The organism is Cupriavidus sp. 01L43 (assembly GCF_056399925.1).
Genome location: NZ_JBFTSH010000003.1, coordinates 62,357 through 88,969, shown reverse-complemented (window position 1 = coordinate 88,969; position 26,613 = coordinate 62,357). Strand labels below are relative to the sequence as shown.

Sequence of the window (26,613 nt, the reverse complement as noted above, 5' to 3'; positions counted from 1 at the left end):
GGGCTTGGTACACTCGGGGCCCTTCGCCTCGTGCGCCCCTGTGATTGCTGATCCGCCCCATGTCCGAAGTCACCCGCTCCGCCTTGCCTGCCGCCGACATCGACGGCCATCACCTTACCGCGCCCGCCGTTGTCGACGTGGCGCGTGGCCGCCGCCCCGGTCGAGTGCCGGGCGCCGTGCTCGACAAGGTGGGCGAAGCCCGCGCGCGCTTCGAGCAGGTAGCGTCGGCCAATGTGCCGATCTACGGCGTCTCCACCGGCTTCGGCGAGCTGGTCCATAACTGGGTCGATATCGAGCACGGCCGCGCGCTGCAGGAAAACCTGCTGCGCAGCCACTGCGCCGGCGTCGGCCCGCTGTTCTCGCGCGACGAAGTGCGGGCGATGATGGTGGCGCGCGCCAACGCGCTCTCGCGCGGCTACTCGGCCGTGCGCCCGCTGGTCATCGAACAACTGCTGAAGTATCTGGACGCCGGCATCACGCCGGCCGTGCCGCAGGTGGGCTCGCTCGGCGCCAGTGGCGATCTCGCGCCGCTCTCGCACGTGGCGATCACGCTGATCGGCGAAGGCAAGGTCCTGACCGCCGATGGCGGCACCGCGCCCACTGCCGAGGTGCTGCGCGAGCATGGCATCGCCCCGATCGCGCTGGCCTACAAGGAAGGGCTGGCGCTGATCAACGGCACCTCGGCCATGACCGGCGTGTCCTGCCTGCTGCTGGAGACGCTGCGCGCCCAGATCACGCAGGCCGAGATCATCGCCGCGCTGGCGCTGGAGGGCTTGTCCGCTTCCGCCGATGCCTTCATGGCCCACGGCCACGACATCGCCAAGCCGCACCCGGGCCAGATCCGCTCCGCCGCCAATATGCGCGCGCTGCTGGCCGATTCCGACCGGCTGGCCGGTCATGGCGAGCTGTCCGCCGAGATGAAGACGCGCGCCGGCGACGAGAAGAACACCGGCACCGGCGTCTTTATCCAGAAGGCCTACACGCTGCGCTGCATCCCGCAGGTGCTCGGCGCCGTGCGTGACACGTTGGACCATTGCGCCACGGTGGTCGAGCGTGAACTCAATTCGTCGAACGACAACCCGCTGTTTTTCGATGATGGCGCGCTGTTCCACGGCGGCAACTTCCACGGCCAGCAGGTGGCGTTCGCGATGGACTTCCTCGCCATCGCCGCGACGCAGCTGGGCGTGGTGTCCGAGCGCCGCCTGAACCGGCTGCTGAGCCCGCACCTGAACAACCGCCTGCCGGCCTTCCTGGCGGCCGCCAACGAGGGGCTGTCGTGCGGGTTTGCCGGCGCGCAGTACCCGGCGACGGCGCTGATCGCCGAGAACCGGACGATCTGCAGCCCGGCCAGCATCCAGAGCGTGCCGTCCAATGGCGACAATCAGGACGTGGTGAGCATGGGGCTGATCGCGGCCCGCAACGCGCGCCGCATCCTCGATAACAACCAGTACATCCTCGCCATCGAGCTGCTGGCCGCGTGCCAGGCCGCCGAACTGGCCGGCGCTGTGGAGCAACTGGCGCCGGCGGGCCGCGCCGTGTTCCACTTCGTGCGGACACGCGTGCCGTTCCTGGCGATGGATCGCTATATGACCGATGACATCGAGGCCGTGGCCGCGCTGCTGCGCGACGGCGCCTTGCTGGACGTGGTGCGGCAGGCCGGCATCGAACTCGTCTGATCCCGGCTGGCTACTTCCACATATCGCGCATGCGGCTGGCCAGGTCCACCTGGGGCAGGGGGGCCTTGGCCGGCGCGTCGCCGGGCATCGGCGGGGGCGGCCAGGACCGGCTGTAGAAGTTCGGCATCACCCGGTTCGGCAGGAAGCGCGTGCGCGACGCGTAGACGTGGCGGTCGCCAAATCCCACCTGCTGATGGACGTAGAAGCGCTGCGGCACCACGATGTCGAGGTGGTCCTTGGCGCGCGTCATCGCCACATAGAGCAGCCGGCGTTCTTCCTCGATTTCTTCCGTGGTGCCCGTGGCGAGGTCGGACGGCATGCAGCCATCCACCGCATTGAGCACGTAGACCGCCTTCCACTCCTGGCCCTTGGCCGAATGGATCGTGGACAGGATCAGGTAGTCCTCGTCGCGCGACGGCACGCCGGATTCATCGCTGGACGCGCTCGGCGGATCGAGCGTCAGCTCGGTCAGGAAGCGCTCGCGCGAGGCATAGGTGGCCGCAATCCGCTCGATTTGCTGGAGATCGGCCTGCCGCGCGGCGGCATCGTCGTGAATCCGCTCCAGATGGGGCAGGTACCACGCCACCACCTGCTCGAACTCCGACGGCCACGGCGAGGTGGGCGCCATCAGCCCGCGCGCCAGCGCGATCAGCTCGGCCCAGGCCGGCGCGGCGGCGGGCGGCGGCTCGAAGGCCTCCAGCGCCAGCAGTGGCTCGGTGGCCGCTTCCAGCCCCTCCAGCACGCGCGCGGCGGTTTTCGGGCCCACGCCGGGCAGCAACTGCAGGGTGCGGAAGCCGGCCATGCGGTCGCGCGGATTCTCCAGCCATCGCACCACGGCCATCACGTCCTTGACGTGGGTCGATTCCAGGAATTTCAGGCCGCCGAACTTCACGAACGGGATGTTGCGGCGGGCCAGTTCGATCTCGACCTGCGCGCTGTGGTCGGCCGCGCGGAACAGCACGGCCTGCGCCATCAGCGTCAGCCCGGCCTCGCGCCGCGCCAGCACCTGCTCCACCACGTAGCGCGCCTGATCGGCTTCATCGTTGACCACCACCACGCCCGGCTTCTCGGCCGACTCGCGCAGCGACCACAAATCCTTGGTGAACCGCTCTGCGGCCAGCCCGATCACAGCGTTGGCGGCGGCCAGGATCGACTGGGTGGAGCGATAGTTCTGCGCCAGCGTTACCTGATGCGCGGGCGGCGAGAAATGCTGCGGAAAATCGAGGATGTTGCGGACGGTGGCGCCCCGGAACGCGTAGATCGACTGGGCGTCGTCGCCGACCACGGTCAGGCCGCGCCCGTCCGGCTTCAGCGCGAGCAGGATCGACGCCTGCAAGGCATTGGTGTCCTGGTATTCATCCACCAGCACGTGGTCGAAGCGCGCGCCCATGTCCTGCGCCAGCGACGGCTCGATCAGCGCCTGCGCCCAGTAGAGCAGCAGGTCGTCGTAGTCGAGCACCTGCTGCTTCTGCTTGGCGGCCACGTAGCCGGCGAACAGGGCCTTGAGCGCGTCCGCCCACATCGCATAGCGGGGAAATTGCGTCTTGAGGATCACTTCCAGCGGGAGCTGGGTGTTGACCACGCGCGAATAGATCGCGAGGCAGGTTTCCTTGCGCGGGAAGCGCGAGGCCTGCTCGGAGAGGCCGAGGTCGTGCCGCACCACGTGCATTAGGTCGGCCGAGTCGCTCCGGTCGCTGATGGTGAAGGTGGGCGCCAGCCCCAGCGTTTCGGCGTACTCGCGCAGCAGCCGCGCGCCGATGGCGTGGAAGGTGCCCGACCATTGCAGCGCGGCCCGGCCCGCCCCGGTACTGGTGCCCAGCGCCTGATCGACGATGCGCTCCACACGGCGACCCATCTCGGCGGCAGCCCGGCGCGAGAACGTGAGCAGCAGGATGCGCCGCGGATCGGCCCCGCCCAGCACGAGGTGCGCCACGCGATGCGCCAGCGTATTGGTCTTGCCCGAGCCGGCGCCGGCAATGATCAGCAGCGGCGCATCCCCGGCATGCGACGCCGCCGCACGCTGCTCCGGGTTCAGGCGGGTCAGGTAGGCAGGGACGTCAGCAGGGACGTCGGGGGCGTCGGCTTCGAGAACAGGATCCGGGGACACGGGCAGGGGCAGGGGCGGCTGAGAAAATTCTGGCGCTCACTGTATATCCATACAGCCTGGGGAGGCAAGCGGGTCGTGAGGGCCCCACAACACAAGAGTGCGGTGCTGGGCGCAATTCGCCGGCGTCCTGGGGAATCAGCCCTTGATCGCCTTGCGTTGCCGCTTGAATGCCTTCAGATCCGCTACGGAAAATAACTGGCTACGGCCGACCGTTGCATGCGAAGTCAGCTTCCAATCGCGCACGAAGCGGCGGAAGGTGGCCATCGAGATCTCAAGATATTCCGCCGCTTCGGCTGCCGTGAAGTCGTCCTCTGCCATGCCGATCGCAAAAAAAGAAAGGCACCCACATGGGGTGCCTTCTGTCAGTCAGCGATGTCCGCCGACGGCGGACGTTTGGGCGCTTCAGGCCGCGCTGGCCAGCGCGCCGTCGAGCAGCTTGTGGAGCGACTCCCATTCGGGCTCGCCGACGTAGCGCTTGAGAATCTTCCCGTTCTTGTCGACCACGAAGGTCGTCGGGGTGAGTTGCACGTCACCGAAGGCCTTGGCGGCCRTGCCGTCGGAGTCCATCGCCACCTTGAACGGCAGGTCGCGGGTCTTGGCGAAGTTGGCGACGTACATCGGCGGGTCGTAGTTCATCGCCACGGCCACGAAGTCCAGGCCCTTGTCCTTGAACTGCTGGTAGGTCTTGATCATGTCGGGCATTTCCTTGACGCACGTGGTGCAGCTCGTGGCCCAGAAGTTGATCAGGTAGACCTTGCCCTTGAGGTCGGCCGTGCTGACCTTTTCGCCCGAGAGCAGCGTGAAGGTGGCGGCGGGTACGGTGCTGGCCGGCGCCAGCGCGCGGAAGCCGAAAAAGCCGAGCACGGCGAGGATGACCACGGCGACGGCGATCGGCACGATCGGGCGGCGCTTCGGTGCGGTGGAGACGGTGGAGTCAGACATGGGAGGCAGTCCCGTGAGATGGATCGGCGGAAAATCGTCGAAGAACGTCGCTATTCTACTTCCGGGCGATCTTGGCGCGCGCGGTGTCCAGCGCCTGCTCCAGGTAGGCGCCGTAGAAATCGCCCTGCAAGCCCAGCAGCGCGTTGGCCACGGGCTGGCCGTTGGCGTCGAGGAACAGCACGGTCGGTGCCACGGACACATTGTGAGCACGCGCCCACTTCTTGGCGGTGGTCATGGTGCCGTCGATGTCGCGCATCGGCGTGTCGGCGGTCATGTCCACTTCCCGCGCGGCGATCTCGCCGGCGGCGGCCTGCGGCGCGAGGTAGTTGCGGCGCACCGTCTCGCAGTAGCTGCAGCCGGGCAGGCTGACCAGCACCACCAGCGGCTCGCCGGCCTTGGCGGCGGCGGCGGCCTGGGCGGCCACGTCGGTCACGGCAGGCAGGTGGCCCGCCGCGTTGGCGGCGCCGCTGGCCAGCAGCAGGGTCGCGAGCCAGGGCAGGGCACGAAGGGTGGACAGGCGTGGACGCATAGAAGACGGGGCCAAACTCGGGGCGAAACTCGCAGAAAATCGATGCGGCGACGAGCGGTCGCGCGCGGCTTCCCGGATAATACCGGCTTGCGCCAGCGGGCGTGCGAGTGGTCAAAGACGCACCCGTCAGCCCCGTCGCCTGATAAGAATGTTCTCCATGCTCCGCCAACCCCGCCGACCGCTCCGTTCGCTTCCCCACGCCATCCTGCCGTCCCTTGTCCTCGTGCTGCTGGCGGCGCTGGCCGGCTGCTCGCCGCGCTATGACTGGCGCACCATCCTGTCCGACGATGGCCGGTACGCCGCGCTCTATCCCGGCAAGCCGACCAGCGCCGCGCGTGACGTGGCGATTGCCGGGCGCAAGCTGCCGATGACGATGGAAGCGTCCCGCATCGACGACACGCTGTTCGCCGTGGGCGTGGTCACGCTGCCCGCCGATGACGCCGCGCTGCGCCGCGAGGCGCTGGCGTCGATGCAGGCCGGCCTCGTGGCCAACCTCGGCGCCCATCCCGAGGCCCCGGCGCGCACGCGCGCGATCACGGTGACGTCGGCCGCCAAGCCGCCCGTGGCGCTGGAGGGCGTGGAGCTGACCGTAACCGGCGTCTCGCCGCAGGACAAATCGCCGCGCAGGCTTACCGCGCGGCTGGTGGCGTCCGGCACGCGCGCGTATCAGGCCGTCGTGCTCGAGTCGGGCGACGCCGCCCGTGACGCGCGGCAGGCCGAGCAGGTGGAGCAGTTTCTGACCGGATTCCATCCGTTCTGACCGATTTTTGTGAGTTGACTGACGTTCCAAGGAGAACAAGATGCGTTGGGAAGTGTGGCTGGCGTATTTCGCCGCGTGCTGGGTGATCGCGATTTCGCCGGGGTCGGGCGCCGTGCTGTCGATGAGCCACGGGCTCTCGTACGGGCTGAAGAAGACAACGACGACGATCATGGGCCTGCAAACGGGCCTGGTGATCATCCTGCTGATCGCGGGCGGCGGGCTGGGCGCGCTGCTGCTGGCCTCCGAAGAGGCGTTCGTGGTGGTCAAGACCATCGGCGCGGCCTACCTGATCTACCTCGGCATCCAGCAATGGCGGGCCAAGGTCGAGTCGCAGGGGGAAGGCAATGTTGATGGCGAGGGCGCCCCGGGCCGCGCGCGCGTCGCCGTGATGAGCCGCCGCCGCCGGTTCGCCACGGGTCTGCTGACCAACGTGACGAACCCAAAGGGGATCATCTTCATGGTGGCCGTGCTGCCGCAGTTCATCGACCCGACCCATCCGCTCGGCCCGCAGCTCGCCATCCTGGCCGCGACGATGTGCGGCGTGGATCTGGTCGTCATGCACGGCTACGCGCTGTTGGCCTCGCGCATGCAGGGCCTGTTCCGCAACGCCCGCGCGGTGCGCTGGCAGAACCGCTTCTTCGGCGGCGTGCTGGTGGCCGTGGGCACGGCGCTGTTCTTCGTGCGCCGGCATCCGGCCTGAAGTCACTGCAAGATGGTCACGATCCGGCTGGCGCCTGCCGGCCGGGTTTGCTTCAATGGGGAGAGACCGTTGCCGGAGATCCCCGATGCCTGCTGTACTGCGTTCTACCCTGATCGCCCAGAGCGCCCTGACTGCCGCGCACCGGGAGCCCCCTCCCGAGCCCCCGCCGCCCGGCCACCCGCCTGACCTGCCCCCAATCGAGGAGCCGCCGCCCCCGCCGGTGGAACCCCCGGTCTAACCCGCCCGCAACGCGCGCCGGTACTGGATGGCTTCCGCCACATGCGCGGCGGTCAGTACCGCCGCGTCTTCCAGGTCCGCGATCGTCCGGGCCACCTTCAGCACCCGGAAATACGCCCGCGCCGACCAGCCCAGCTTCTGCATCGCCCCGCGCAGCAACGCCTGCGCGTCGGCGGCCAGCGGGCAGTGATCGTCGATGGCGCGCCCGGACAACTCCCCATTCGGCATGCCTTGCCGCCCCAACTGCCGCGCCCGCGCTGCCACGGCCCGTGCGCGTACCGCCGCGCTGCCCTCGCCGGGCGGGCCATCGAAAATCTCCTGCTGGCTTTGCGCCGGCACCTCGATCTGCAGGTCCACGCGGTCCAGCAGGGGCCCGGACACCTTCGACTGGTAACGCTGGATCTGGTCCGGCGTGCAACGGCAGGGCCGCGACGGGTGGCCGAGGTAGCCGCACGGGCACGGGTTCATCGCCGCCACGAACTGGAAGCGCGCGGGGAAGTCCGACTGGCCCGCCGCGCGCGAAATGGTGATGTGGCCGGTCTCCAGCGGCTCGCGCAGGACTTCGAGCACGCGGCGCTCGAACTCTGGCAATTCGTCGAGAAACAGCACGCCGTGATGGGCCAGCGAGATCTCCCCGGGACGCGGATTGCCGCCGCCGCCGACCAGTGCCGGCGCGCTGGCCGTGTGGTGCGGGCTGCGGAACGGGCGCCGGCCCCATTGCGCCGGCTGGAAGCCGCCCGGCGTCAGGCTCAGCACGGCGGCGGCTTCGAGCGCCTCGGCAGCCGTCATCGGCGGTAGCAATCCGGCGAATCGTTGCGCGAGCATCGACTTGCCGGTGCCGGGCGGCCCCACCAGCAGGGCGGAATGCTGGCCCGCCGCCGCGATCTCCATCGCCCGCCGCGCCTGTAGCTGGCCGCGCACGTCGCGCATGTCCGGACCGATATTGACGCCATCGGGCCATGCGGCCAGCCCCGGCGGCTCGGCGCGCGGCAGGCGCCGGTCGGGCAGGGGGCCGAGGTGGTCGCAGACATCGCGCAGGGTGGCGCCCGCGTGGACGGTCAGGCCATCGACCAGCGCGGCTTCGGGGCCGTTGCCGTCGGCGACGATAAAGGCGCGCGCCGGCTGGCCCTGGGCGGTGCGGCGGGCGTTGTCGCGGGCGAGCCCCATCGCCATGACCAGCGCGCCGCGCACCGGGCGCAGGTCGCCGGCCAGCGACAGCTCGCCCGCAAATTCGCAGGCATCGAGCCCGTCCCCCGGGAGCTGGCCGCTCGCCACGAGGATGCCCAGCGCGATGGCCAGATCGAAGCGACCGGACTCCTTGGGCAGATCGGCCGGGGCGAGGTTGACGGTGATGCGCCGGGCTGGAAACTCGTAGGCGCTGTTGAGCAAGGCGGCACGCACGCGCTCGCGGCTCTCGCGCACCTCGGTGTCGGCTAGTCCGACGATATTGAACGCGGGCAGCCCGTTGGCGATGTGGATCTCCACGGCCACCGGCGGCGCCTCCACCCCGGTCAGCGCCCGGCTGCGCAGCACGGCGAGACTCATGGTGCGGGCCGCTCCCGATTTGCGAAAGTGTTAACGAAAAAGGCCGCCGGAGTCCGGCGGCCTTTCTGGCCTGCTGAGGTGGCGCTGGATCGGCGCCAGGGCGTCATACCCCTGCCGTCGGCGCGCCGCCCTGGGGCGCTGCCCCCGGCGTGGCGCGGCGCTCAAGCTCGGTCACGCGGGCTTCCAGCTCCTCGAGCCGGGCGCGCGTGCGGGCCAGCACCTGCGACTGCACGTCGAATTCCTCGCGCGTGACCAGGTCCAGGCGCGCAAAGCCCTGCGTCATCATGCTGCGCACGTTTTTCTCGATGTCCTTGGCCGGCGAGTTGCGCAGCGCCTCACTGACCTTCTGCTGCAGGTCGTTGAACAGATCGGTCGGTTTCATGGTGGAACTCCTCGTGGTGACCAATGCAATGGATTCGGGGTCCGCTGCGCTGCTATCCGCACTCCCGCACCGGAATGGTGCTGACGGACCCGGCGAGCGCCGGGATCGACGCATGACGGTGCACCCGACTGGGGCGCGGTGCGTCCTGGCACCCATCTTGTGTCCGTCATGCGTCCGCCGGCCGCCTTCGCGCCTGGGGGATCGCGCCAAGCGCGCAGCACTTGACCCTGTATGGGCGGATTATGACCCCTCGGCGCCCGCCATGAAAGCGCCGGCAAGGCCCGGACACATCTTTTAACGGATTTGGCGGGGGCGAAATGTCTGCTTCGATCGTCGACAAAGTGGTGTGTCGGGCGCCCGCGAACGATCCGGAAGCCCCCCAGGACGATGCACCGCAGGCGGGGAATCGGGCTGGCACGGCTGTTGCAGTAATCGGCTCAGGAGCGTCAATGCCCGAGGCTGCGGAAAAAGCCGCCCGGGCACAAACAAAGGTAGCAAACACCTCAAATCGAGCCCGCGAAGACCACAAGGAAAAGGAGAAACCCCGATGAAGACGTTCAGCCTCGCAGTCAGCGCCAGCGCCGCCGCACTTCTGCTGGCAGCCGCCCCGGTCATGGCGCAGACCGCCCCGGCCGAGCCGGCCCCGGCCGCCGCCCCGGCTGCAGCCCCCGCCGAGGAAGCATCGCCGCATACCTTCACGGCGAACGTCTCGCTGGTCAGCGACTACCGCTATCGCGGTATCAGCCAGACCAACCGCCGTCCGGCCATTCAGGGTGGGTTCGATTACGCGCATTCGAGCGGCTTCTATGTCGGCAACTGGAACTCGAGCATCAGTTGGCTCGAAGACGCCGACTCGACGGTCTCGGCGCCCGTGGAAATGGACTTCTACGGCGGCTTCAAGAACACCTTCAGCGCCGGCGGCGCCGATTTCAACTATGACGTGGGCGTGCTCGAGTACTACTACCCGGGCGGCTACAACACCCCGCGCCCCTACACCACCGAGCTGTACGCCGGCATTGGCTGGGGCCCGGTCTTCCTGAAGTATTCGCACTCGCTGACCAACCTGTTCGGGTTCAACGACTCGAAGAACAGCTACTACATCGACCTGACGGCCAACGTGCCGCTGAATTTCTGGGACCTGACCTTCAACGCCCACGTGGGCTACCAGGGCGTGAAGAACTTCAGCGATGCGTCGTACACCGACTGGAAGGTCGGTCTGACCAAGGACCTGGGCAAGGGTTTCGCGGTGGCGATTGCGTACGTGGACACCAACGCCGACAAGGCCGTGTACACCAACACGCGCGGACGCTACCTGGGCAAGTCGACGTTCTGGGCGTCGCTCACCAAGACTTTCTAATTAGTGCATCGAGGCGGGCGGCCTGCCAGACCGGGTCGCCCCGAGGAGAAATGGGATGAAACTCATCATTGCAGTCATCAAGCCGTTCAAGCTGGACGAGGTGCGCGAGGCGCTCTCGGACGTCGGCGTGTCCGGTATCACCGTGACCGAAGTCAAGGGGTTTGGCCGCCAGAAGGGCCATACCGAGCTGTACCGGGGCGCCGAGTACATCGTGGACTTCCTGCCCAAGGTGAAGATCGAGGTGGCGGTGCCGGACGACGTGGTGGAACGCGCCATCGAGGCCATCGAGAAGTCGGCCCGCACCGGCAAGATTGGCGACGGCAAGATCTTTATCGCGCCGATCGAACAAGTCATTCGCATCCGCACCGGCGAGACCGGCGGCGACGCGCTCTGACACGAGATAAAAGACACGAGACAAGAGGTTAAGCTCATGACAACCTGGTTCAAGCGAATCCTGACGGCCGGCGCGATGTCGCTGGCGCTCGGCACGGCCGGCCTCGGCCTGTCCACCCATGCCGTGGCGCAGGACAAGCCCGCCGCCGAGGCTTCGGCCCCGGCAGCGGCCACCGCCGCTGCCCCCGCTGCCGCCGCCCCGGCTGCCGCGGCCCCTGCCGCCGCCGCTGCTGCGCCGGCCGAGGCTGCCCCCGCCGCCGCGCCCGTGCCGAACAAGGGCGATACCGCCTGGCTGCTGGTCTGCACGGCCTTCGTCATCCTGATGACGCTGCCCGGCCTGGCCCTGTTCTACGGCGGCCTGGTCCGCTCCAAGAACATGCTCTCGGTGCTGATGCAGTGCCTGGTGATCTTCTCGGTGGTGTCGATCCTGTGGGCCGTCTACGGCTACAGCTTCGCCTTCACCGAAGGCAACGCGTTCTTCGGCGGCACGGACCGGCTGTTCATGAAGGGCCTGACGGTGGACGCCGTGGCCGCCACGTTCAGCAAGGGCGTGGTCGTGCCGGAACTGGTGTTCTTCGCCTTCCAGTGCGCCTTCGCCGCCATCACCTGCAGCCTGATCATCGGCGCCTTCGCCGAGCGCGCCAAGTTCTCGGCCGTGCTGGTGTTCGTGGTGCTCTGGTTCACCTTCGCCTACATCCCGATGGCCCACATGGTCTGGTTCTGGCCGGGTCCGGACGCCTACACCGACGCCGCTGCCGGCACCGCCGCCACGGCCAAGTCGGGCTGGCTGTTCCAGAAGGGCGCGCTGGACTACGCCGGCGGTACCGTGGTGCACATCAACGCCGCTGTCGCGGGCCTGGTGGGTGCCTTCATGTACGGCAAGCGCATCGGCTTCGGCCGCGAAGCGATCCGTCCGCACAGCCTGACCTTCACCATGGTCGGTGCCTCGCTGCTGTGGTTCGGCTGGTTCGGCTTCAACGCCGGCTCGGGCCTGGAAGCCAACGGCGGCGCCGCCCTGGCCTTTGTCAACACGCTGCTGGCTACCGCCGCCGCCGTGCTGTCGTGGACCTTCGGCGAGTGGATCGGCAAGGGCAAGCCGTCGATGCTGGGTGGTGCCTCGGGCGCCGTCGCCGGCCTCGTGGCGATCACCCCGGCAGCCGGCTTCGTCGGCCCGATGGGCGCCATCGTGATCGGCCTGCTGGCTGGCCTGCTGTGCCTGTGGGGTGTGACCGGCCTGAAGCGCCTGCTCGGCATGGACGACTCGCTGGACGTCTTCGGCGTGCACGGCGTGGGCGGCATCCTGGGTGCGCTGCTGACCGGCGTGTTCGCCGCGCCCAGCCTGGGCGGCACGGGCATCTACGACTACGTGGCCAACAAGGTGGCGGACGATTACTCGATCGCCGGCCAGGTCTGGATCCAGTTCGAAGGCGTGCTGACCACCATCGTGTGGTCGGGCGTGGTGGCCCTGGTGGCCTACAAGCTGGTCGACATGCTGATTGGCCTGCGCGTTCCGGAAGAGGAAGAGCGCGAAGGCCTGGACATCACCTCCCACGGCGAAACCGCCTACGAGGTCTGATATCCACGACAGAGTTGTGCTGGAGAGCTGATTGGGAATCTTCTCTCAGGAGTTTCGCCCGGCCTCGTGCCGGGCTTTTTTCTGCCCGAAAGCCGCCCGAACGGGCGCAGGGCCAGCCCCGACAAGGCCTCGCGGGGTATTCGCAGAGTGCTTAAATCGGATCTTAAAAAGTCTCAATTGTCTTTAAGGGGAGCCGCACATACAGTGCGAGTGAGGCAGTTTCCTCCACCTGCAGAACGCTCCCCGTATCTGTCAGGCCATTTGAAAGCGCGGCACACGCCGCGCTTTTTTTTTGCCCGACCGCCCCCACATCCCGGATTATTATGCTGACCCCCGCATATGGTTATGCGGCGGGCGTCAGCAGCCTATTGGCCGTTCCTCTACAATCGGGGCGGACAATAAAGACGATCAATTAGGATGGATATGGTCCCGCATCTCATCACCGCGCTGAACGGTCCGCTGCTCGAACTCGAAAAGAAGATCCTGGACGCGACGCCGTCCATCGAGCGCTGGTTCAGGCTGGAATGGCAGGAGCATACGCCGCCGTTCTACTGTTCCGTGGACCTGCGCAATGCCGGGTTCAAGCTGGCGCCGGTGGATACCAACCTGTTCCCGGGCGGGTTCAACAACCTCGCCCCGGAAATGCTGCCGCTGGCCGTCCAGGCCGCCATGGCCGCGATCGAGAAGATCTGCCCGGACGCCAAGAACCTGCTGCTGATCCCCGAGCGGCACACCCGCAACATGTTCTATCTGCAGAACGTGGCGCGGCTGTCGCTGATCATGCGCCAGGCGGGCCTGAATGTGCGCCTGGGGTCGCTGTCCGAGGACATCACCGAACCCACCCCGATCGAGCTGCCCGACGGCCAGACGCTGGTGGTGGAGCCGCTCGCGCGGCTGGGCACCAAGGGCCGCCGGCTGGGGCTGAAGGACTTCGACCCCTGTTCGATCCTGCTCAACAATGACCTCTCGGCCGGCATTCCGCCCGTGCTCGAGAACATCAACGAACAATATCTGCTGCCGCCGCTGCACGCGGGCTGGTCCACGCGCCGCAAGAGCAGCCACTTCGCCGCCTACGACGAGGTGGCCAAGAAGTTCGCCAAGCTGATCGATATCGACCCGTGGATGGTCAATCCCTACTTCGCCCGGACCACTGGCGTGGACTTCCACGAGCGCGTGGGCGAGGAAGAGCTGGCCGATGCCGTGGAAGGCGTGCTGAAGAAGATCGCCAAGAAATACCGCGAGTACGGCATCAAGGAAACGCCTTACGTGGTGGTGAAGGCCGATGCCGGTACCTATGGCATGGGTATCATGACCGTGCGGGACCCGTCCGAGGTCAAGGGCCTGAACCGCAAGGAACGCAACAAGATGAGCGTGGTGAAGGAGGGGCTGGAAGTCTCCGACGTCATCATCCAGGAAGGCGTGCACACCTTCGAGAAGGTGAACGAGGCGGTGGCCGAGCCGGTGGTCTATATGATCGACCGCTACGTGGTGGGCGGCTTCTACCGCGTCCACACGGGCCGCGGCAACGACGAGAACCTGAACGCGCCGGGCATGCACTTCGTGCCGCTGGCGTTTGCCCCGAACGGCATTCCGGACAGCCACGCCAAGCCGGGCGCGGCCGTGCCGAACCGCTTCTATATGTATGGCGTGGTGGCGCGGCTGGCGCTGCTGGCGGCCTCGCTGGAACTCGAGAAGACCGATCCGAACCCGATCATCTGAGCCAGGAACCCAGATCCCACCATGCGCATCCTGTTCATTACCGACCCGCTGGAGACCTTCAAGACGTACAAGGACTCCACCTACGCCATGATGAAGGAAGCGGCGGCGCGGGGGCACGAGCTGTCGTTCTGCCTCCAGTCGCGGCTGTCGCTGGCCAATAACGTGGTGGAGGCGGTGACGCAGCCGCTGCGCGTCACGGACGATGCCACCGACTGGTTCCGCCTCGGCGAGCCGGTGCTGACCCCGCTGGCCACGTTCGACGCGGTGCTGATGCGCAAGGATCCGCCGTTCGACATGGAGTATGTGACGAGCACGTGGCTTTTGGAGTTGGCGGAGGCGCAGGGCGCCCGCATCTTCAACAAGCCGCAGGCGATTCGCGACCACTCGGAGAAGCTGGCCATCGCCCGCTACCCGCAGTTCGTCACGCCGACGCTGGTCACGCGCGATGCGGACCGCATCCGCGCCTTCCATGCCGAGCACCAGGACATCATCGTCAAGCCGCTGGACGGCATGGGTGGCATGGGCATCTTCCGCGTGGGGCCCGATGCGATGAATCTTGGCGCGATCGTCGAGACGCTGGGCGACAACGGCGCCCGCACGCTGATGATCCAGCGCTACATCCCGGCCATCAAGGAAGGCGACAAGCGCATCCTGCTGATCGGCGGCAAGGCGGTGCCGTACTCGCTGGCGCGGATTCCGCAGGGCACCGAGATCCGGGGCAACCTGGCGGCCGGCGGGCTGGGGCGCGCCCAGGAACTGAGCGCGCGCGACCGCGAGATCGCCGAGACGCTGGCGCCGGGCCTGTTCAAGCAGGGCCTGCTGCTGGTGGGCCTCGACGTGATCGGCGACTGCCTGACCGAAGTCAATGTGACGAGCCCGACCTGTTTCCAGGAAATCACGCAGCAGACCGGCTTCAACGTGGCCGCGATGTTTGTCGATGCGCTGGAAGCTGCCGTCAACAACAAATAAGACAACCGGGCGACGCTAAGGCACCACACTCCGGGGACGCCGGGCGGTATCGCGGGATTTGGCCGCGAGGCCGCCTGCTACAATTCGGGCAGTCCAACGGATTCACATCATGGCCGGAATTCTGATCATCGCGCACGCGCCGCTGGCTTCGGCGCTGCGGGATTGCGCTGCCCACGTCTATTGCGGCCAACCGCCGCGCGTGGAGGCCATCGACGTCCTTCCCGACGCCGACCCTGCCGTGGTGCTCGCCGAAGCCCGGCGCCGCCTGGCCGCGGTCTCCGAGGTCAACGGCGCCCTGGTGCTCACCGATATTTTCGGGGCCACGCCGGCCAATATCGCCGCGCGCCTGGCCGATCCCGGCAAGGTCAAGGTGCTTGCCGGCGTCAATCTTCCCATGCTCGTGCGCGCGATCTGCTACCGCACCGAGGTGCTCGACCAGCTTGCCACCAAGGCGCTGGCCGGCGGCGCGCAGGGCGTGCTGCAGGTCGGCAACACCACTGTCCAGAACCAAACCGCCAATCATCCCGACAAATATGCTGCTGAGGGACACAACCATCATCAATAAGCTCGGGCTCCATGCCCGCGCCTCCGCCAAACTGACGCAACTGGCGGGGAGTTTCGCCAGCCAGGTCAAAATGTCCCGCAACGGTCGCCAGGTCGATGCCAAAAGCATCATGGGCGTCATGATGCTTGCGGCGGGCATTGGTTCGACGGTCACGATCGAGACCGATGGCCCCGACGAGAACGAGGCGATGGACGCGCTGCTGGCGCTGATCGCCAACCGGTTCGGCGAGGGCGAGTGAGTATCGACGCACAATACCGAATTCCTAAACGTTCCTGACGGAGCGGTTCATGCCTTTTGCCTTGCACGGCATTCCGGTTTCGCGTGGGGTCGCCATCGGGCGGGCCCACATCCTCGCACCGGCTGCGCTCGACGTTTCGCACTATCTGGTCGATGAAGACCGGCTCGATGCGGAGGTGGAGCGATTACGCTCGGCGCGCGCCGCCGTGCGCGCGGAACTGGTGACGCTCAAGCGTGACCTGCCGCGCGACGCGCCCGAGGAAATGGGCGCGTTCCTGGACGTGCACGCGATGATCCTCGACGACGAGGCGCTCTCGCGCGAGCCCGAGGCCCTGATCCGCCAGCGGCGCTACAACGCCGAGTGGGCGCTCACCACCCGCCTCGAGGAACTGATGCGTCAGTTCGACGAGATCGAGGACGAGTACCTGCGCGAGCGCAAGGCCGACATCCAGCAGGTGGTGGAGCGGATCCTGAAGGTGCTGGCCGGCGCGCCGGTGCTGGCGCCGGCGCCCGTGCCGGCCCTGGCCCCGGACGGCGAGCCCGCGCCGGGCGTGATCGTCGTGGCGCACGATATCGGCCCGGCGGACATGCTCCAGTTCCGCCAGACCGTGTTCCATGGCTTCGTGACCGACCTGGGCGGGCGAACCTCGCACACGGCCATCGTCGCGCGCAGCCTGGACATCCCGGCCGCCGTGGGCGTGAAAAGCGCCAGCGAGCTGATCCGTCAGGACGACTGGATCATCATCGATGGCGACGCGGGGCTGGTCATCGTCGATCCGTCGGCAATCATCCTCGAGGAATACCGCCACCGCCAGAGCGAGCGCGCGCTGGAGAAGAAGCGCTTGCAACGGCTGCGGCACACGCCGTCCGTGACGCTGGACGGGCTCGAGATCGAGTTGCTGGCCAATATCGAACTGGCCGAGGACGCCACCGCCGCGTTGGCCGCCGGCGCAGTCGGCGTGGGGCTGTTCCGCTCCGAATTCCTGTTCATGAACCGGCGCGACGCCATGCCCGACGAGGAGGAGCAGTTTGCCGCCTACCGTCGCGCGGTGGAGGCGATGCACGGCCTCCCCGTGACCATCCGCACCATCGACGTCGGCGCCGACAAGCCGCTGGACCTGCGTGGCGACGACTTCGAGACCGCACTGAACCCGGCGCTCGGGCTGCGCGCGATCCGCTGGTCGCTGYCCGAGCCGGGGATGTTCCTGACCCAGCTCCGCGCGCTGCTGCGCGCCTCGGCGTTCGGCCCGGTGCGGCTGCTGATTCCGATGCTGGCCCACGCGAGCGAGATCGACCAGACGCTGGACCTGATCGCCCAGGCGCGGCGCCAACTGGACGAGCGCGGCCAGCCATACGACCCGAGCATGAAGGTCGGGGCGATGATCGAGATCCCGGCTGCCGTCCTGCTGTTGCCGCTGTTCCTCAAGCGGATGGACTTCCTGTCGATCGGCACGAACGATTTGATCCAGTACACGCTGGCCATCGACCGCGCTGACAACGCCGTGGCCCACCTCTATGACCCGCTCCACCCGGCCGTGCTGCAACTGATTGCCCGCACCATCCAGGAAGCCAACCGGGCCGGCGTGCCCGTGGCCGTGTGCGGCGAGATGGCGGGGGACCCGGCCATGACGCGGCTCCTGCTGGGCATGGGCCTGCGCGAGTTCTCCATGCACCCGGCGCAGTTGCTGCGCGTGAAGCAGGAAGTGATCCATGCTGACTGCGAGAGCCTGGGGCCGCTGGTGGACCGCGTGCTCAACTGCTACGAGCCCGAGGAACTCGCGGCGGCGCTGAAGCAGATCGCGCCCTGAGGCACATCCTCCCAAGTCTCATACAACCCTCTGATTCTTAGGGTTTCTGTCTGCAATGTTGGCGAAGCCGGGGTCACTTTCCTGTCGGAAAAGTGACCCCGAAAATCCATGCGTATCGCCTGTGTGACGCCATACCGCCAAAGCGATTAATGGGAATTGTTATCATTCTGCTTCTCTGATATTCTGGCCTCCATCGCTGTTCGGCATGCCGGTGCCGACACCGCCCCCAGGAGGTATTTGTGTACGTTTGCATCTGCAACCAGGTTACCGACCACGAGATTCATGGCGCCGTTCACCTTGGCGTCTCGACCATGGACGAACTCGCCGAGACCCTCGGCGTGGGCACCTGCTGCGGCCGTTGCCGCGACTGCGCGAAGCAAGTGCTGTGCGAAGGCGTGGCCGCCGTGCAGACGATGCGTGCCTCCTCGCTATCGACCATTCAGGTCGTCGAGATTTCTTCCTGTTCCACGACTACGTCACGTGCGATAATGGACGCTCGTGACCCGGCAGTCGCGAACGATCAGCGTACCGCGCTGGTGGCCTGATCGATTCAGGCTTTACCGCGGTTCCGACTGCAATGGGGCGCCACTTGGCGCCCCTTCGTGCTTTTGCGCGGGTCCGGTTGTCATGACAGGAGCCCCCCTATGAAAGGTGACAAGAAGGTCATCCAGCATTTGAACGCCCAGCTCAAGAACGAGCTGACCGCGATCAACCAGTATTTCCTCCACGCCCGCATGTATCGGCACTGGGGCCTGAAGAAGCTCGGTGATGTCGAGTACAAGGAATCGATCGGCGAAATGAAGCACGCCGACCGCCTGATCGACCGCATCCTGATGCTCGACGGCCTGCCGAACCTCCAGGACCTGCACAAGCTGCTGCTCGGCGAAGACACGCCCGAAATGCTCAAGTGCGACCTGAAGCTCGAGCAGACCGCGCACGCCACCGTCAAGGAAGGCGTTGCGTACTGCGAGTCGGTGGGCGATTACGTGAGCCGCGAGATCCTCGTGGACATCCTCACGGACACCGAGGAGCACATCGAATACCTGGAGACGCAGCTCGACCTGATCGACAAGGTTGGCCTGCAGAACTATCTGCAGTCGCAGATGGAGCCGGGCGAGCAGTAAGCCGCCGGCCCACCGCGCGGTGCCTGGCGGCATCGCGCATCCGTGCGGGACGGGTTATTAACCGTTCTCATTCGGATTCTTTTCTTCATCCAGCATTTCCGGCAGCACATCGCGCCAATCAGGCGAACCGGCGGGGAGGGGGCTCCACCGCCGGGATCGCCGGGTCGATGGCCCGCTAGCGCTTTCGTTAGTGGTGCCCGCCGCAGACCTCGCAGGCCGGCGTGCGCGCCAGCCGCATCGTGGTCCACTCCATCGACATTGCATTGACCATCAGCAGCCGGCCTGCCAGCGTCTGGCCGACGCCCGTCAGCAGCTTGAGCGCCTCCGCCGCCTGCACTGTGCCGACCATGCCGACCAGCGGGGCGAACACGCCCATCGTCGCGCAGGCGGCTTCGGGCGCGGGTTCCGAGGGCGGGAACAGGCAGCCGTAGCACGGGGCATCGGCATCGCGCAGGTCGAACACGCTGACCTGGCCGTCGAAGCGGAGCGCGGCGCCCGACACCAGCGGCTTGCGATGGGCGAGGCAGGCGCGGTTCACCGCGTGGCGTGTGGCGAAATTGTCACAACAATCGAGCACGACATCGGCGTCCGCCACCAGCGCATCCAGTTCGGCATCGCCCACGCGCTGGGCCACGAGCCGCACATCGACATCAGGATTGATCCGCAGCAGCCCTTCCCGCGCCGACTCCACCTTGGGCCGGCCCACGTTGGCCGTGGTGTGCAGGATCTGGCGCTGGAGGTTGGTCAGGTCCACGTCGTCATCGTCGACGATGGTGATGCGCCCCACGCCGGCCGAGGCCAGGTAGGGCAGCGCGGCCGCCCCGAGCCCGCCCGCGCCGATCACCAGCGCATGGCCCGCCAGCAGCCGTTCCTGGCCCTCGATGCCGAGTTCGTCCAGCAGGATATGGCGCGAGTAGCGCAGCAGTTGGTCGTCGTTCATGTGCGAAAGCATCCGCTAGAAACAAGAACGGCCCGCCGGTGAACACCGCGGGCCGTCGCAATCCTCAGGATGCGCCCGGAGCCAAGCCCGGGCGCGCGCCGTCAGCGATTCTTGCCGGTCGGCGTGCCCAGCGGGTCGCCCATCGGCGCGCTGGCCGGCGGCTGGCTGGCGGGTTTCGCTGCCGGCTTGGAGGCGGGCTTCGCCGGGGCCTTGTCGGCGGCCGGCTTGGCCTTGCCCTTGTCCGCATCGGTGTCCGGCTTGCCAGCGGCCTGCGAGGCCTCGAGCCGCGACTTCGAACGCTGCACCGGCTTGCCGTTGAGCTGCGCGATAGCCTGCTGGAGCATGAAGTCGTCGGCCGTGCCGAATTCCACCGGCTTCTTGCGGCGATCCTTCTCGCGCTCTTCCGGCGTCTTCTTGGCGTTTTCTTCCTCGAGACGGCGCAGTTCGTCCACCCGGCGCTGCTCGCGCGCATTCATTTCCGGCTCTTCCGACTCCTGCTTGTTGTGCAGGTGGCGTTCGGTGTCGATTTCGCGCGTGATCAGCGCGTCGTCCGGATCGCCCTCGGGGTTCTGGTCGACCGGGATGTCCGGGCGGATGCCCTTGGCCTGGATCGACTTGCCCGTCGGCGTGTAGTAGTACGCGATGGTCAGCTTGATGCCGGTGTCATTGGTCAGCGGCCGCACGGTCTGCACCGAACCCTTGCCGAACGTGGTCTTGCCCATCAGCGTGGCGCGATGGTGATCCTGGAGCGCGCCGGCCACGATTTCCGATGCCGAGGCCGAGTAGGCGTTCGTCAGCACGATCATCGGAATCTTCTTGAACAGCGGCGGCAGGTCCTTGAGCGGATCGTCCTCGAGCGACGAGAGGCGGTAGTTGTTGAAGGTAGCCTTGTAGACGCGCTTGGCGTCCGGCACCTGGCCGTTTGTGGAAACCACGGTGGCATCGTCGGGCAGGAACGCCGCGGCCACGCCGACCGCGCCCTGCAGCACGCCGCCGCCGTTGTTGCGCAGGTCCAGGATCACGCCCTTGAGGCCCGGGTTCTTCTCGGCCATCTCGCGCAGGCGGCGGCCCAGGTCGGACACCGTGCGCTCCTGGAAGCTCGTCAGGCGGATCCAGCCGATGGTGTTGTTGTCCAGCATCTTGGTCTTGACCGACTGCACGCGGATCTCCGCGCGCGTGATCGAGACCGGGAACGTGCGTTCCTCGCTCTTGCGGTAGATCGTCAGCGTGACCTTGGTGCCGGGCTCGCCGCGCATGCGCTTGACCGCCTGCTCCAGCGGCAGGCCGCGCACGGGCTTGTCGTCGATGCGGGTGATCAGGTCGCCCGGCTGGATGCCGGCGCGGAAGGCGGGCGTGTCCTCGATCGGGTTGATGACCTTGACCAGGCCTTCTTCCTGCGAGATCTCGATGCCCAGGCCGGCGAAGCGGCCGCGCGTGCCTTCCTGCAGTTCCTTGAAGTCCTTCTCGTCCAGGTAGGCCGAGTGCGGGTCGAGGCTGGCGACCATGCCCTTGATGGCTTCGGTCAGCAGCTTCTTGTCATCCACCGGCTCCACGTACTCACGCTTGATCTGGCCGAAGATGTCGGACATCAGCCGGAGCTGGTCGAGCGGCAGGGGCCCGGACGAGTTCTGGGCCGTCGCCGAGATCTGCAGCGTCGCGAGCACGCCGGCAACGACGCCGACCGAGACTAGGCTAATGTTCTTGAGCGTCTTACGCATGTGGGGCAGCCTGAACAGTATGAGGATTGGCTAGGGGGCGATCCGGGTGCCCGGCCTTAAGGCCGGCGGCGCCGGATTTGTCCGACAGTATAAGAGGGTGCGCAGAAAAAGGCCTGCGGGGGCTTGCGCGCCGGGTGGGCGCGGTCACACATGGCCGCGGGCAAGCTGCCCGCGCCTACCCGGTCCAGACCGGGGCGGGCGCGGGCTGCGGCCTGTCGTCAGCGGGCCTTGCTCTGGTTGGCCACGGCCGCCAGCGAGGCAGCCAGGGCTTCCTGGTCGCCCAGGTAGTAATGGCGCAGCGGGCGCAGGTTGGCGTCCAGTTCATAGACGAGCGGGATGCCATTGGGAATGTTGAGGCCGACGATGTCGTCATCCGAAATCTGATCGAGGTATTTCACCAGCGCGCGGATGCTGTTGCCATGGGCGGCAATCACCACGCGCTTGCCCGATTGGATGTCCGGAGCGATCGATTCGTTCCACAGCGGCATCACGCGGGCCACCGTGTCCTTGAGGCACTCGGTCAGCGGCACCTGGTCGCGCGGCACGTTGGCGTAACGCGGGTCGTTGAACGCGGCGCGTTCATCGTCCGGCTGCAGCGCGGGCGGCGGGGTGTCGTAGCTGCGGCGCCAGACCAGCACCTGGTCGTCGCCGTACTTGGCGGCAGTCTCGGCCTTGTTCAGGCCCGACAGCGCGCCGTAGTGGCGTTCGTTCAGGCGCCATTCGTTGCGCACCGGAATCCACATTTCGTCCATTTCGTCCTGCACGTACCAGAGCGTGCGGATGGCGCGCTTGAGGACCGAGGTGTAGGCGATGTCGAAGCCATAGCCCGCTTCCTTGAGCAGCTTGCCGGCCTGCTTGGCCTGGGCGGCGCCGGTGTCGGTGAGGTCGACATCGACCCAGCCGGTGAAGCGGTTTTCGAGATTCCACGTGGATTCGCCGTGGCGGATGAGAACGAGCTTGTACATGCTGCTTCCAGGGTAGTAAGTGACCTGCGGCGCTCGCCCGCAAATAATGACGGGGGCGCGAAACCGCGTATTTTATAATGCCGCCGACCCAACCCAACGGAATGCCATTGTGAATTTCTTCGCCGATTACAACAACCTGGCCCTGATCGCCATCGCCGTGGTCTCCGGCGGCCTGCTGGCGTGGCCCCAGATCAAGAGCGGTACGGGCGGCAAGCGCCTCAATACGGCGGCCGCCACGCAGATGATCAACCGGCGCAACGCGGTGGTCGTGGACATCCGCGACGCCGCCGAATTCGCCAAGGGCCACATGCCGCAAGCGAAGAGTGCGCCACTTGCCGACCTGCCGTCGCGCGCCAGCGGCCTGGCCCGCGACAAATCCGTCCCCATCATCGTGATCTGCCAGACCGGCCAGCGCTCGGGCAAGGCCCAAGCAGCGTTGAAGGAAGCCGGGTACAGTGAGGTCTACGCGCTCGAAGGCGGCATGACAGCCTGGCAACAGGCCGGCCTGCCGGTCGTCAAGTAAGCGCGACAGCCCCATTTACAGCAGCGAAGCGGCGCGGTTCCGCCCGGGGCGGACCGCGCCGCCGCATTTTGAAGACAAGGAGATTCCGCATGGCCCGCGTCGTCATGTACAGCACGGTGGTGTGCCCCTATTGCCAGATGGCCGAACGGCTGCTGAAGCAACGGGGCGTCGAAGCGGTCGAAAAGATCCTGATCGACCGCGAACCGGGAAAGCGCGAGGAAATGATGTCGCGCACCGGCCGCCGCACCGTGCCACAGATCTATATCGACGAGACCCATGTGGGTGGCTTCGACGACCTCTCCGCGCTGGACCGCCAGGGCGGCCTGGTGCCGCTGCTGGCCGCCTGACCTGCCGGGTCTCCGGTAGCCCGCCGCCCATCGGATATCTGAGACGATTCTGATTCGGCGGCGAGCGGGTGAAATCGCCATCGGCGTCATGTACCATATGCGCTTTCCAGCCGGGCCCCGCGCCCGGCAGAGACCAAAAATCGATTCCAAACCGATTCAACCGGGAAGCCTTTCATGAGCGACGAGCAACAAGCCACCCAGCAGGACGATCAGCCCTTCTTCAACATCCAGCGCGTGTACCTGAAGGACATGTCGCTGGAGCAGCCGAACTCGCCGGCCATCTTCCTCGAGTCGGAAGCGCCGGCCGTGGAAGTGCAGGTCAACGTGGCCGCCGCGCAACTGCAGGAAGGCATTTTCGAAGTCGTGGTGACCGGCACGGTGACCACCAAGGTGCAGGACAAGGTAGCATTCCTGGTGGAAGCCCATCAGGCCGGCATCTTCGACATCCGCAACGTGCCGGTGGAGCAGCTGGACCCGCTGCTGGGCATCGCCTGCCCGACCATCCTGTACCCGTACCTGCGCGGCAACGTGGCCGACGTGATCACGCGTGCCGGCTTCCAGGCGATTCACCTGTCGGAAATCAACTTCCAGGCACTGTACGAGCAACGCCTGCAGCAGGCCATGGAAGAAGCTGGCCAGCAGGGCGGCGAGTCGGGCATCGTGATGCCCGACGGCAGCCAGGCGCGCCACTGAGGCACCGGCAAAACGATTCTGGCGTCGTTGCGCGGCCTTGCCGTACCACTTGTACTGTCTGCGGCCGCGCGCCTAGCCAGAACCGCTTCGCTTCGTTTTGCCGGCGCCTCAGGGTGCCAGGCAGAACGGGCGACTTAAAACGGGGCTTCGGCCCCGTTTTGATTTCCCCCCGCCATACTGACGTTATCCGCCATTCCGCCAGAATCGCCATGAAACTGACCTTCCTCGGCGCCGGGGCCTGGGGCACTGCCCTGGCCAGCCACGCGGCCACCGTGCACGATGTGGTGCTCTGGGGCCGCGATGCCGCGCAACTGGCCGATATCGCGCAAACCGGCATGAACGCGGCCTACCTGCCCGGGGTGGCGTTATCCCCCCGACTGGCCTGCGAAGCCGATTTCGATGCCGCCGTGGATCATGCGCTGGCTGACCCGGACGGGCTCCTGGTGGTGGCCACGCCGGTTTCCGGCCTGCGCGAGATGACGCGCCGGCTGGCCGCGCGCCATGCCGGACGGCCTGCGCCGCTGGCCATGCTCTGGCTCTGCAAGGGCTTCGAGGCCGACACCCACGCCATGCCGCACCAGATGGTGCGCGAGGAACTCGATGCGCTCGGCGTGACGCCGGGCCAGATCGAATATGGCGTGCTGACCGGGCCCAGCTTCGCCAAGGAAGTGGCTCAGGGGCTGCCGTGCGCGCTGACCGTGGCGGGCACGTCCCATGCGCTGGCGGACCGCGCGCAGGTGGCGTTCCATCACCATGCCATGCGGATCTATGGCAGCGATGACCTGATCGGCGTGGAGGTGGGCGGCGCGGTCAAGAACGTGCTGGCGATTGCCACCGGCGCCAGCGATGGTCTGGGCCTGGGCCTCAACGCGCGCGCGGCGCTGGTCACGCGCGGGCTGGCCGAGATGACCCGGTTCGGGCTGGCGCTCGGCGGCCGCGTGGAAACCTTCATGGGCCTCGCCGGGATGGGCGACCTGATCCTGACCGCCACCGGCGACCTCTCGCGCAACCGCAAGGTCGGACAGCAATTGGCGGGCGGCAAGACGCTCGAACAGGTGCTCGCCGACCTCGGCCACGTGGCCGAGGGGGTGCGATGCGCCCAGGCGGTGGCGGCGCTGGCCGCCCGGCATGGCGTGGAGATGCCGATCACGCGCGCGGTCTGCGCAGTGCTGTTCGAGGGCCTGTCCGCTGCCGACGCCGTGGCGCAACTGCTCCAGCGCGACGCGCGGGACGAATAACCGCAAATCACCGCAAACAACCGCAAATCCCCCAAGATTAAATGCCTAGCCGCCGCCAAGCCCTCGGGGCGATGATCGCCACGCTTTCCACGCTGTGCCTGGGCGCCGCGCCGGCGCTGGCGGAGACGTGGCCGTCGCGCCCCATCCGCATGATCGTGCCGTTCCCGGCGGGCTCCTCGCCAGACCTGATCGCCCGGATCGTCACCGAGAAGCTGGCCGTGGCGCTGGGCCAGCCGGTGGTGGTGGAGAACCGGCCCGGTGCAGGCGGCAATATCGGCACCGGCATGGTCGCCAAGGCCGTGCCGGACGGCAATACGCTGCTATTTACGATCAACGGCCCGCTTGTCACGGCGCCTGCGCTCTATCGCCATCTTGGTTATGACCCGGTGCGCCAACTGGCGCCGGTGACGCTGGTGGCCACCTCGCCGAATGTGCTGGTGGTCGATGCGCGGCTGCCGGTGCACACGCTGGCCGACTTCGTCGCGCTGGCCAAGGCCCGGCCGGGCGCGCTGAACTATGGGTCGGTGGGCAACGGGAGTGCGGCGCACCTGGCCATGGAGCAGCTCAAGGCCATGGCTGGCATCGATCTCCAGCACGTGCCGTATCAGGGGTTTCCGCAGATCACCACCGCGATCGTCGGCGGGCAGGTGCAGGCCGGTTTCATGGTGCCCGCGATTGCCATGCCGATGGTGGCGGCCGGGAAGCTGCGCCTGCTCGCCGTGACCTCCACGGGGCGTACCGGGCTGCTGCCGCAGGTGCCGACCGTGGCGGAATCGGGCTATCCGGGCTTCGAGGCCATCTCGTGGCAGGCCGTGCTGGCGCCAGCCGGGACGCCGGCGCCGGTGATCGACCGCCTGTACCGGGAACTCGTGACGATCATCGGCAGCGCCGACGTGCGCGAGAAGATGCGCGCCCAGTATTTCGTGCCGGCTGGTACCGCGCCGGCCTCGCTGCGCCAGACCATGGCCACCGAGACGGCCCGCTGGGCCAAGGTGATCCGCGCGGCGGGCGTGCAGCCCGAGGGCTAGGCGTCGCCCAGGCCGTCAGGTGCTCCTCTCCTGTCAGGCGCCGCCGGCGAAGCCGTTCTGGCGCCAGGCCTCGAACACCACCACGGCCACGGTATTGGAGAGATTCAGGCTGCGGTTGTCCGGCCGCATCGGCAGCCGGATGCGCTGCGTGGCCGGGAACCACTCGCGCCGCTCGGGCGCCAGGCCGCGGGTCTCCGATCCGAACACGAACCAGTCCCCGGGACGGAAACTGACTTGCCCGAACGGCGTGGAGCCGTGCGTGGTCAGGGCGAACATACGGGTCGGATCAGGCTGCTCGGCCGCCATCAGGGCGTTCCAGCTCTCGTGCACGCGCATCGTCGCGAATTCGTGATAGTCCAGGCCCGCGCGGCGCATGCGGGCGTCCTCGAGCGGAAATCCGAGCGGCTTGACGAGGTGCAGCTGCGCCCCCGTGTTGGCGCACAGGCGGATCACATTGCCGGTATTCGGCGGAATTTCGGGCTCGACGAGGACGACGTTGAACATGGCGCGATGGCTGGAAAATCGGCCCCGAGCT

28 protein-coding genes are annotated in these 26,613 nt (G+C 67.3%); 18 read left to right on the top strand and 10 right to left on the bottom strand.

The features are described from left to right. Positions 1–59: 59 nt before the first annotated feature. Positions 60–1,676, top strand: coding sequence for a tyrosine 2,3-aminomutase (gene cmdF, locus AC1DP9_RS07305; RefSeq protein WP_441644581.1), 1,617 nt, complete (start codon positions 60–62; stop codon positions 1,674–1,676). Positions 1,677–1,686: 10 nt separating this feature from the next. Here cmdF and AC1DP9_RS07300 read toward each other — a convergent pair whose 3' ends face one another. The 4 genes from AC1DP9_RS07300 to AC1DP9_RS07285 all read right to left on the bottom strand — a co-directional run bounded on the left by AC1DP9_RS07300 (position 1,687) and on the right by AC1DP9_RS07285 (position 5,254). After that, positions 1,687–3,783 (bottom strand): ATP-dependent helicase, encoded by a 2,097-nt coding sequence (locus AC1DP9_RS07300; protein ID WP_477106944.1) that lies wholly within the window; start codon positions 3,781–3,783, stop codon positions 1,687–1,689. 135 nt (positions 3,784–3,918) lie between these two features. Beyond that, a complete protein-coding gene (locus AC1DP9_RS07295) occupies positions 3,919–4,101 on the bottom strand; it encodes a helix-turn-helix domain-containing protein (RefSeq protein ID WP_477106943.1) in 183 nt (60 codons plus the stop codon). A gap of 84 nt (positions 4,102–4,185) precedes the next feature. Beyond that, the gene (locus AC1DP9_RS07290; RefSeq protein ID WP_477106942.1) at positions 4,186–4,725 is read right to left on the bottom strand and encodes a TlpA disulfide reductase family protein; all 540 of its coding nucleotides are present in this window, start codon (positions 4,723–4,725) and stop codon (positions 4,186–4,188) included. Positions 4,726–4,780: 55 nt separating this feature from the next. Beyond that, the gene (locus AC1DP9_RS07285; RefSeq protein ID WP_477106941.1) at positions 4,781–5,254 is read right to left on the bottom strand and encodes a thioredoxin fold domain-containing protein; all 474 of its coding nucleotides are present in this window, start codon (positions 5,252–5,254) and stop codon (positions 4,781–4,783) included. Between the two features lie 157 nt (positions 5,255–5,411). Here AC1DP9_RS07285 and AC1DP9_RS07280 point away from each other — a divergent pair, with 157 nt between their 5' ends. Further along, entirely contained in the window at positions 5,412–6,014 is a 603-nt protein-coding gene (locus tag AC1DP9_RS07280; protein ID WP_441591376.1) for a hypothetical protein, read from the top strand. Positions 6,015–6,054: 40 nt separating this feature from the next. After that, a complete protein-coding gene (locus AC1DP9_RS07275) occupies positions 6,055–6,714 on the top strand; it encodes a LysE family transporter (protein ID WP_441644587.1) in 660 nt (219 codons plus the stop codon). A 234-nt stretch (positions 6,715–6,948) separates the two neighbouring features. Here AC1DP9_RS07275 and AC1DP9_RS07270 read toward each other — a convergent pair whose 3' ends face one another. Together AC1DP9_RS07270 and AC1DP9_RS07265 are read right to left on the bottom strand one after the other, a co-directional pair. Then, positions 6,949–8,496, bottom strand: coding sequence for a YifB family Mg chelatase-like AAA ATPase (locus AC1DP9_RS07270; protein ID WP_092291584.1), 1,548 nt, complete (start codon positions 8,494–8,496; stop codon positions 6,949–6,951). A gap of 103 nt (positions 8,497–8,599) precedes the next feature. Beyond that, the gene (locus AC1DP9_RS07265; RefSeq protein ID WP_092291586.1) at positions 8,600–8,878 is read right to left on the bottom strand and encodes an accessory factor UbiK family protein; all 279 of its coding nucleotides are present in this window, start codon (positions 8,876–8,878) and stop codon (positions 8,600–8,602) included. 547 nt (positions 8,879–9,425) lie between these two features. On the opposite strand from AC1DP9_RS07265, the gene AC1DP9_RS07260 reads away from it, so the two are divergent. The 10 genes from AC1DP9_RS07260 (at position 9,426) to bfr (ending at position 18,626) form a co-directional block, all read left to right on the top strand. Beyond that, complete coding sequence (locus tag AC1DP9_RS07260; protein ID WP_092291588.1) at positions 9,426–10,235, top strand: TorF family putative porin; 810 nt, start codon at positions 9,426–9,428, stop codon at positions 10,233–10,235. A 55-nt stretch (positions 10,236–10,290) separates the two neighbouring features. Then, positions 10,291–10,629, top strand: a complete 339-nt coding sequence (locus tag AC1DP9_RS07255) for a P-II family nitrogen regulator (protein ID WP_092291590.1) — start codon at positions 10,291–10,293, stop codon at positions 10,627–10,629. Between the two features lie 36 nt (positions 10,630–10,665). Further along, positions 10,666–12,204 carry an ammonium transporter gene (locus AC1DP9_RS07250; RefSeq protein WP_092291593.1) on the top strand — a complete coding sequence of 513 codons (1,539 nt, stop codon included), beginning with the start codon at positions 10,666–10,668 and terminating at the stop codon, positions 12,202–12,204. A 423-nt stretch (positions 12,205–12,627) separates the two neighbouring features. Beyond that, entirely contained in the window at positions 12,628–13,923 is a 1,296-nt protein-coding gene (gene gshA / locus AC1DP9_RS07245) for a glutamate--cysteine ligase (protein ID WP_092292113.1), read from the top strand. 21 nt (positions 13,924–13,944) lie between these two features. Next, entirely contained in the window at positions 13,945–14,892 is a 948-nt protein-coding gene (gene gshB, locus AC1DP9_RS07240) for a glutathione synthase (protein WP_092291595.1), read from the top strand. Positions 14,893–15,001: 109 nt separating this feature from the next. Beyond that, positions 15,002–15,457 carry a PTS sugar transporter subunit IIA gene (locus AC1DP9_RS07235; protein WP_092291597.1) on the top strand — a complete coding sequence of 152 codons (456 nt, stop codon included), beginning with the start codon at positions 15,002–15,004 and terminating at the stop codon, positions 15,455–15,457. Continuing rightward, positions 15,426–15,695 (top strand): HPr family phosphocarrier protein, encoded by a 270-nt coding sequence (locus AC1DP9_RS07230; RefSeq protein WP_092292115.1) that lies wholly within the window; start codon positions 15,426–15,428, stop codon positions 15,693–15,695. The genes AC1DP9_RS07235 and AC1DP9_RS07230 overlap by 32 nt, the downstream gene beginning before the upstream one ends. 49 nt (positions 15,696–15,744) lie before the next feature. After that, complete coding sequence (gene ptsP, locus AC1DP9_RS07225; RefSeq protein WP_477106940.1) at positions 15,745–17,502, top strand: phosphoenolpyruvate--protein phosphotransferase; 1,758 nt, start codon at positions 15,745–15,747, stop codon at positions 17,500–17,502. A 239-nt stretch (positions 17,503–17,741) separates the two neighbouring features. After that, positions 17,742–18,047: a (2Fe-2S)-binding protein gene (locus AC1DP9_RS07220; protein WP_092291601.1), complete on the top strand. Its 306-nt coding sequence runs from the start codon at positions 17,742–17,744 to the stop codon at positions 18,045–18,047. 99 nt (positions 18,048–18,146) lie between these two features. Continuing rightward, on the top strand, positions 18,147–18,626 hold the full coding sequence (gene bfr / locus AC1DP9_RS07215; RefSeq protein WP_092291603.1) for a bacterioferritin: 480 nt from the start codon (positions 18,147–18,149) through the stop codon (positions 18,624–18,626). A 187-nt stretch (positions 18,627–18,813) separates the two neighbouring features. Here bfr and AC1DP9_RS07210 read toward each other — a convergent pair whose 3' ends face one another. The 3 genes from AC1DP9_RS07210 to gpmA all read right to left on the bottom strand — a co-directional run bounded on the left by AC1DP9_RS07210 (position 18,814) and on the right by gpmA (position 22,249). Next, a complete protein-coding gene (locus AC1DP9_RS07210) occupies positions 18,814–19,566 on the bottom strand; it encodes a HesA/MoeB/ThiF family protein (RefSeq protein ID WP_477106939.1) in 753 nt (250 codons plus the stop codon). 101 nt (positions 19,567–19,667) lie between these two features. Next, a complete protein-coding gene (locus AC1DP9_RS07205) occupies positions 19,668–21,284 on the bottom strand; it encodes a S41 family peptidase (protein ID WP_092291607.1) in 1,617 nt (538 codons plus the stop codon). Positions 21,285–21,502: 218 nt separating this feature from the next. Beyond that, positions 21,503–22,249: a 2,3-diphosphoglycerate-dependent phosphoglycerate mutase gene (gpmA, locus tag AC1DP9_RS07200; RefSeq protein WP_477106938.1), complete on the bottom strand. Its 747-nt coding sequence runs from the start codon at positions 22,247–22,249 to the stop codon at positions 21,503–21,505. A 109-nt stretch (positions 22,250–22,358) separates the two neighbouring features. Here gpmA and AC1DP9_RS07195 point away from each other — a divergent pair, with 109 nt between their 5' ends. The 5 genes from AC1DP9_RS07195 to AC1DP9_RS07175 all read left to right on the top strand — a co-directional run bounded on the left by AC1DP9_RS07195 (position 22,359) and on the right by AC1DP9_RS07175 (position 26,078). Then, positions 22,359–22,772, top strand: a complete 414-nt coding sequence (locus AC1DP9_RS07195) for a rhodanese-like domain-containing protein (protein ID WP_092291611.1) — start codon at positions 22,359–22,361, stop codon at positions 22,770–22,772. Positions 22,773–22,861: 89 nt separating this feature from the next. After that, entirely contained in the window at positions 22,862–23,119 is a 258-nt protein-coding gene (gene grxC, locus AC1DP9_RS07190) for a glutaredoxin 3 (protein WP_092291613.1), read from the top strand. 174 nt (positions 23,120–23,293) lie between these two features. Then, a complete protein-coding gene (gene secB, locus AC1DP9_RS07185; RefSeq protein WP_092291614.1) occupies positions 23,294–23,812 on the top strand; it encodes a protein-export chaperone SecB in 519 nt (172 codons plus the stop codon). Positions 23,813–24,021: 209 nt separating this feature from the next. Continuing rightward, on the top strand, positions 24,022–25,050 hold the full coding sequence (locus AC1DP9_RS07180) for an NAD(P)H-dependent glycerol-3-phosphate dehydrogenase (protein WP_441593647.1): 1,029 nt from the start codon (positions 24,022–24,024) through the stop codon (positions 25,048–25,050). A 41-nt stretch (positions 25,051–25,091) separates the two neighbouring features. Next, positions 25,092–26,078 carry a Bug family tripartite tricarboxylate transporter substrate binding protein gene (locus AC1DP9_RS07175; protein ID WP_477106937.1) on the top strand — a complete coding sequence of 329 codons (987 nt, stop codon included), beginning with the start codon at positions 25,092–25,094 and terminating at the stop codon, positions 26,076–26,078. Between the two features lie 33 nt (positions 26,079–26,111). Here AC1DP9_RS07175 and trmL read toward each other — a convergent pair whose 3' ends face one another. Beyond that, on the bottom strand, positions 26,112–26,582 hold the full coding sequence (trmL, locus tag AC1DP9_RS07170) for a tRNA (uridine(34)/cytosine(34)/5-carboxymethylaminomethyluridine(34)-2'-O)-methyltransferase TrmL (protein WP_477106936.1): 471 nt from the start codon (positions 26,580–26,582) through the stop codon (positions 26,112–26,114). Positions 26,583–26,613: the final 31 nt, after the last annotated feature.

Excerpts from the sequence above, each read along its gene's own strand:
- cmdF (WP_441644581.1), top strand. The coding sequence starts at position 60 with ATGTCCGAAGTCACCCGCTCCGCCTTGCCTGCCGCCGACATCGACGGC.
- AC1DP9_RS07295 (WP_477106943.1), bottom strand. The coding sequence starts at position 4,101 with ATGGCAGAGGACGACTTCACGGCAGCCGAAGCGGCGGAATATCTTGAG.
- AC1DP9_RS07285 (WP_477106941.1), bottom strand. The coding sequence starts at position 5,254 with ATGCGTCCACGCCTGTCCACCCTTCGTGCCCTGCCCTGGCTCGCGACC.
- AC1DP9_RS07280 (WP_441591376.1), top strand. The coding sequence starts at position 5,412 with ATGCTCCGCCAACCCCGCCGACCGCTCCGTTCGCTTCCCCACGCCATC.
- AC1DP9_RS07275 (WP_441644587.1), top strand. The coding sequence starts at position 6,055 with ATGCGTTGGGAAGTGTGGCTGGCGTATTTCGCCGCGTGCTGGGTGATC.
- AC1DP9_RS07270 (WP_092291584.1), bottom strand. The coding sequence starts at position 8,496 with ATGAGTCTCGCCGTGCTGCGCAGCCGGGCGCTGACCGGGGTGGAGGCG.
- AC1DP9_RS07265 (WP_092291586.1), bottom strand. The coding sequence starts at position 8,878 with ATGAAACCGACCGATCTGTTCAACGACCTGCAGCAGAAGGTCAGTGAG.
- AC1DP9_RS07260 (WP_092291588.1), top strand. The coding sequence starts at position 9,426 with ATGAAGACGTTCAGCCTCGCAGTCAGCGCCAGCGCCGCCGCACTTCTG.
- AC1DP9_RS07255 (WP_092291590.1), top strand. The coding sequence starts at position 10,291 with ATGAAACTCATCATTGCAGTCATCAAGCCGTTCAAGCTGGACGAGGTG.
- AC1DP9_RS07250 (WP_092291593.1), top strand. The coding sequence starts at position 10,666 with ATGACAACCTGGTTCAAGCGAATCCTGACGGCCGGCGCGATGTCGCTG.
- gshA (WP_092292113.1), top strand. The coding sequence starts at position 12,628 with ATGGTCCCGCATCTCATCACCGCGCTGAACGGTCCGCTGCTCGAACTC.
- gshB (WP_092291595.1), top strand. The coding sequence starts at position 13,945 with ATGCGCATCCTGTTCATTACCGACCCGCTGGAGACCTTCAAGACGTAC.
- AC1DP9_RS07235 (WP_092291597.1), top strand. The coding sequence starts at position 15,002 with ATGGCCGGAATTCTGATCATCGCGCACGCGCCGCTGGCTTCGGCGCTG.
- AC1DP9_RS07230 (WP_092292115.1), top strand. The coding sequence starts at position 15,426 with ATGCTGCTGAGGGACACAACCATCATCAATAAGCTCGGGCTCCATGCC.
- bfr (WP_092291603.1), top strand. The coding sequence starts at position 18,147 with ATGAAAGGTGACAAGAAGGTCATCCAGCATTTGAACGCCCAGCTCAAG.
- AC1DP9_RS07210 (WP_477106939.1), bottom strand. The coding sequence starts at position 19,566 with ATGAACGACGACCAACTGCTGCGCTACTCGCGCCATATCCTGCTGGAC.
- AC1DP9_RS07205 (WP_092291607.1), bottom strand. The coding sequence starts at position 21,284 with ATGCGTAAGACGCTCAAGAACATTAGCCTAGTCTCGGTCGGCGTCGTT.
- gpmA (WP_477106938.1), bottom strand. The coding sequence starts at position 22,249 with ATGTACAAGCTCGTTCTCATCCGCCACGGCGAATCCACGTGGAATCTC.
- grxC (WP_092291613.1), top strand. The coding sequence starts at position 22,862 with ATGGCCCGCGTCGTCATGTACAGCACGGTGGTGTGCCCCTATTGCCAG.
- secB (WP_092291614.1), top strand. The coding sequence starts at position 23,294 with ATGAGCGACGAGCAACAAGCCACCCAGCAGGACGATCAGCCCTTCTTC.
- AC1DP9_RS07180 (WP_441593647.1), top strand. The coding sequence starts at position 24,022 with ATGAAACTGACCTTCCTCGGCGCCGGGGCCTGGGGCACTGCCCTGGCC.
- AC1DP9_RS07175 (WP_477106937.1), top strand. The coding sequence starts at position 25,092 with ATGCCTAGCCGCCGCCAAGCCCTCGGGGCGATGATCGCCACGCTTTCC.
- trmL (WP_477106936.1), bottom strand. The coding sequence starts at position 26,582 with ATGTTCAACGTCGTCCTCGTCGAGCCCGAAATTCCGCCGAATACCGGC.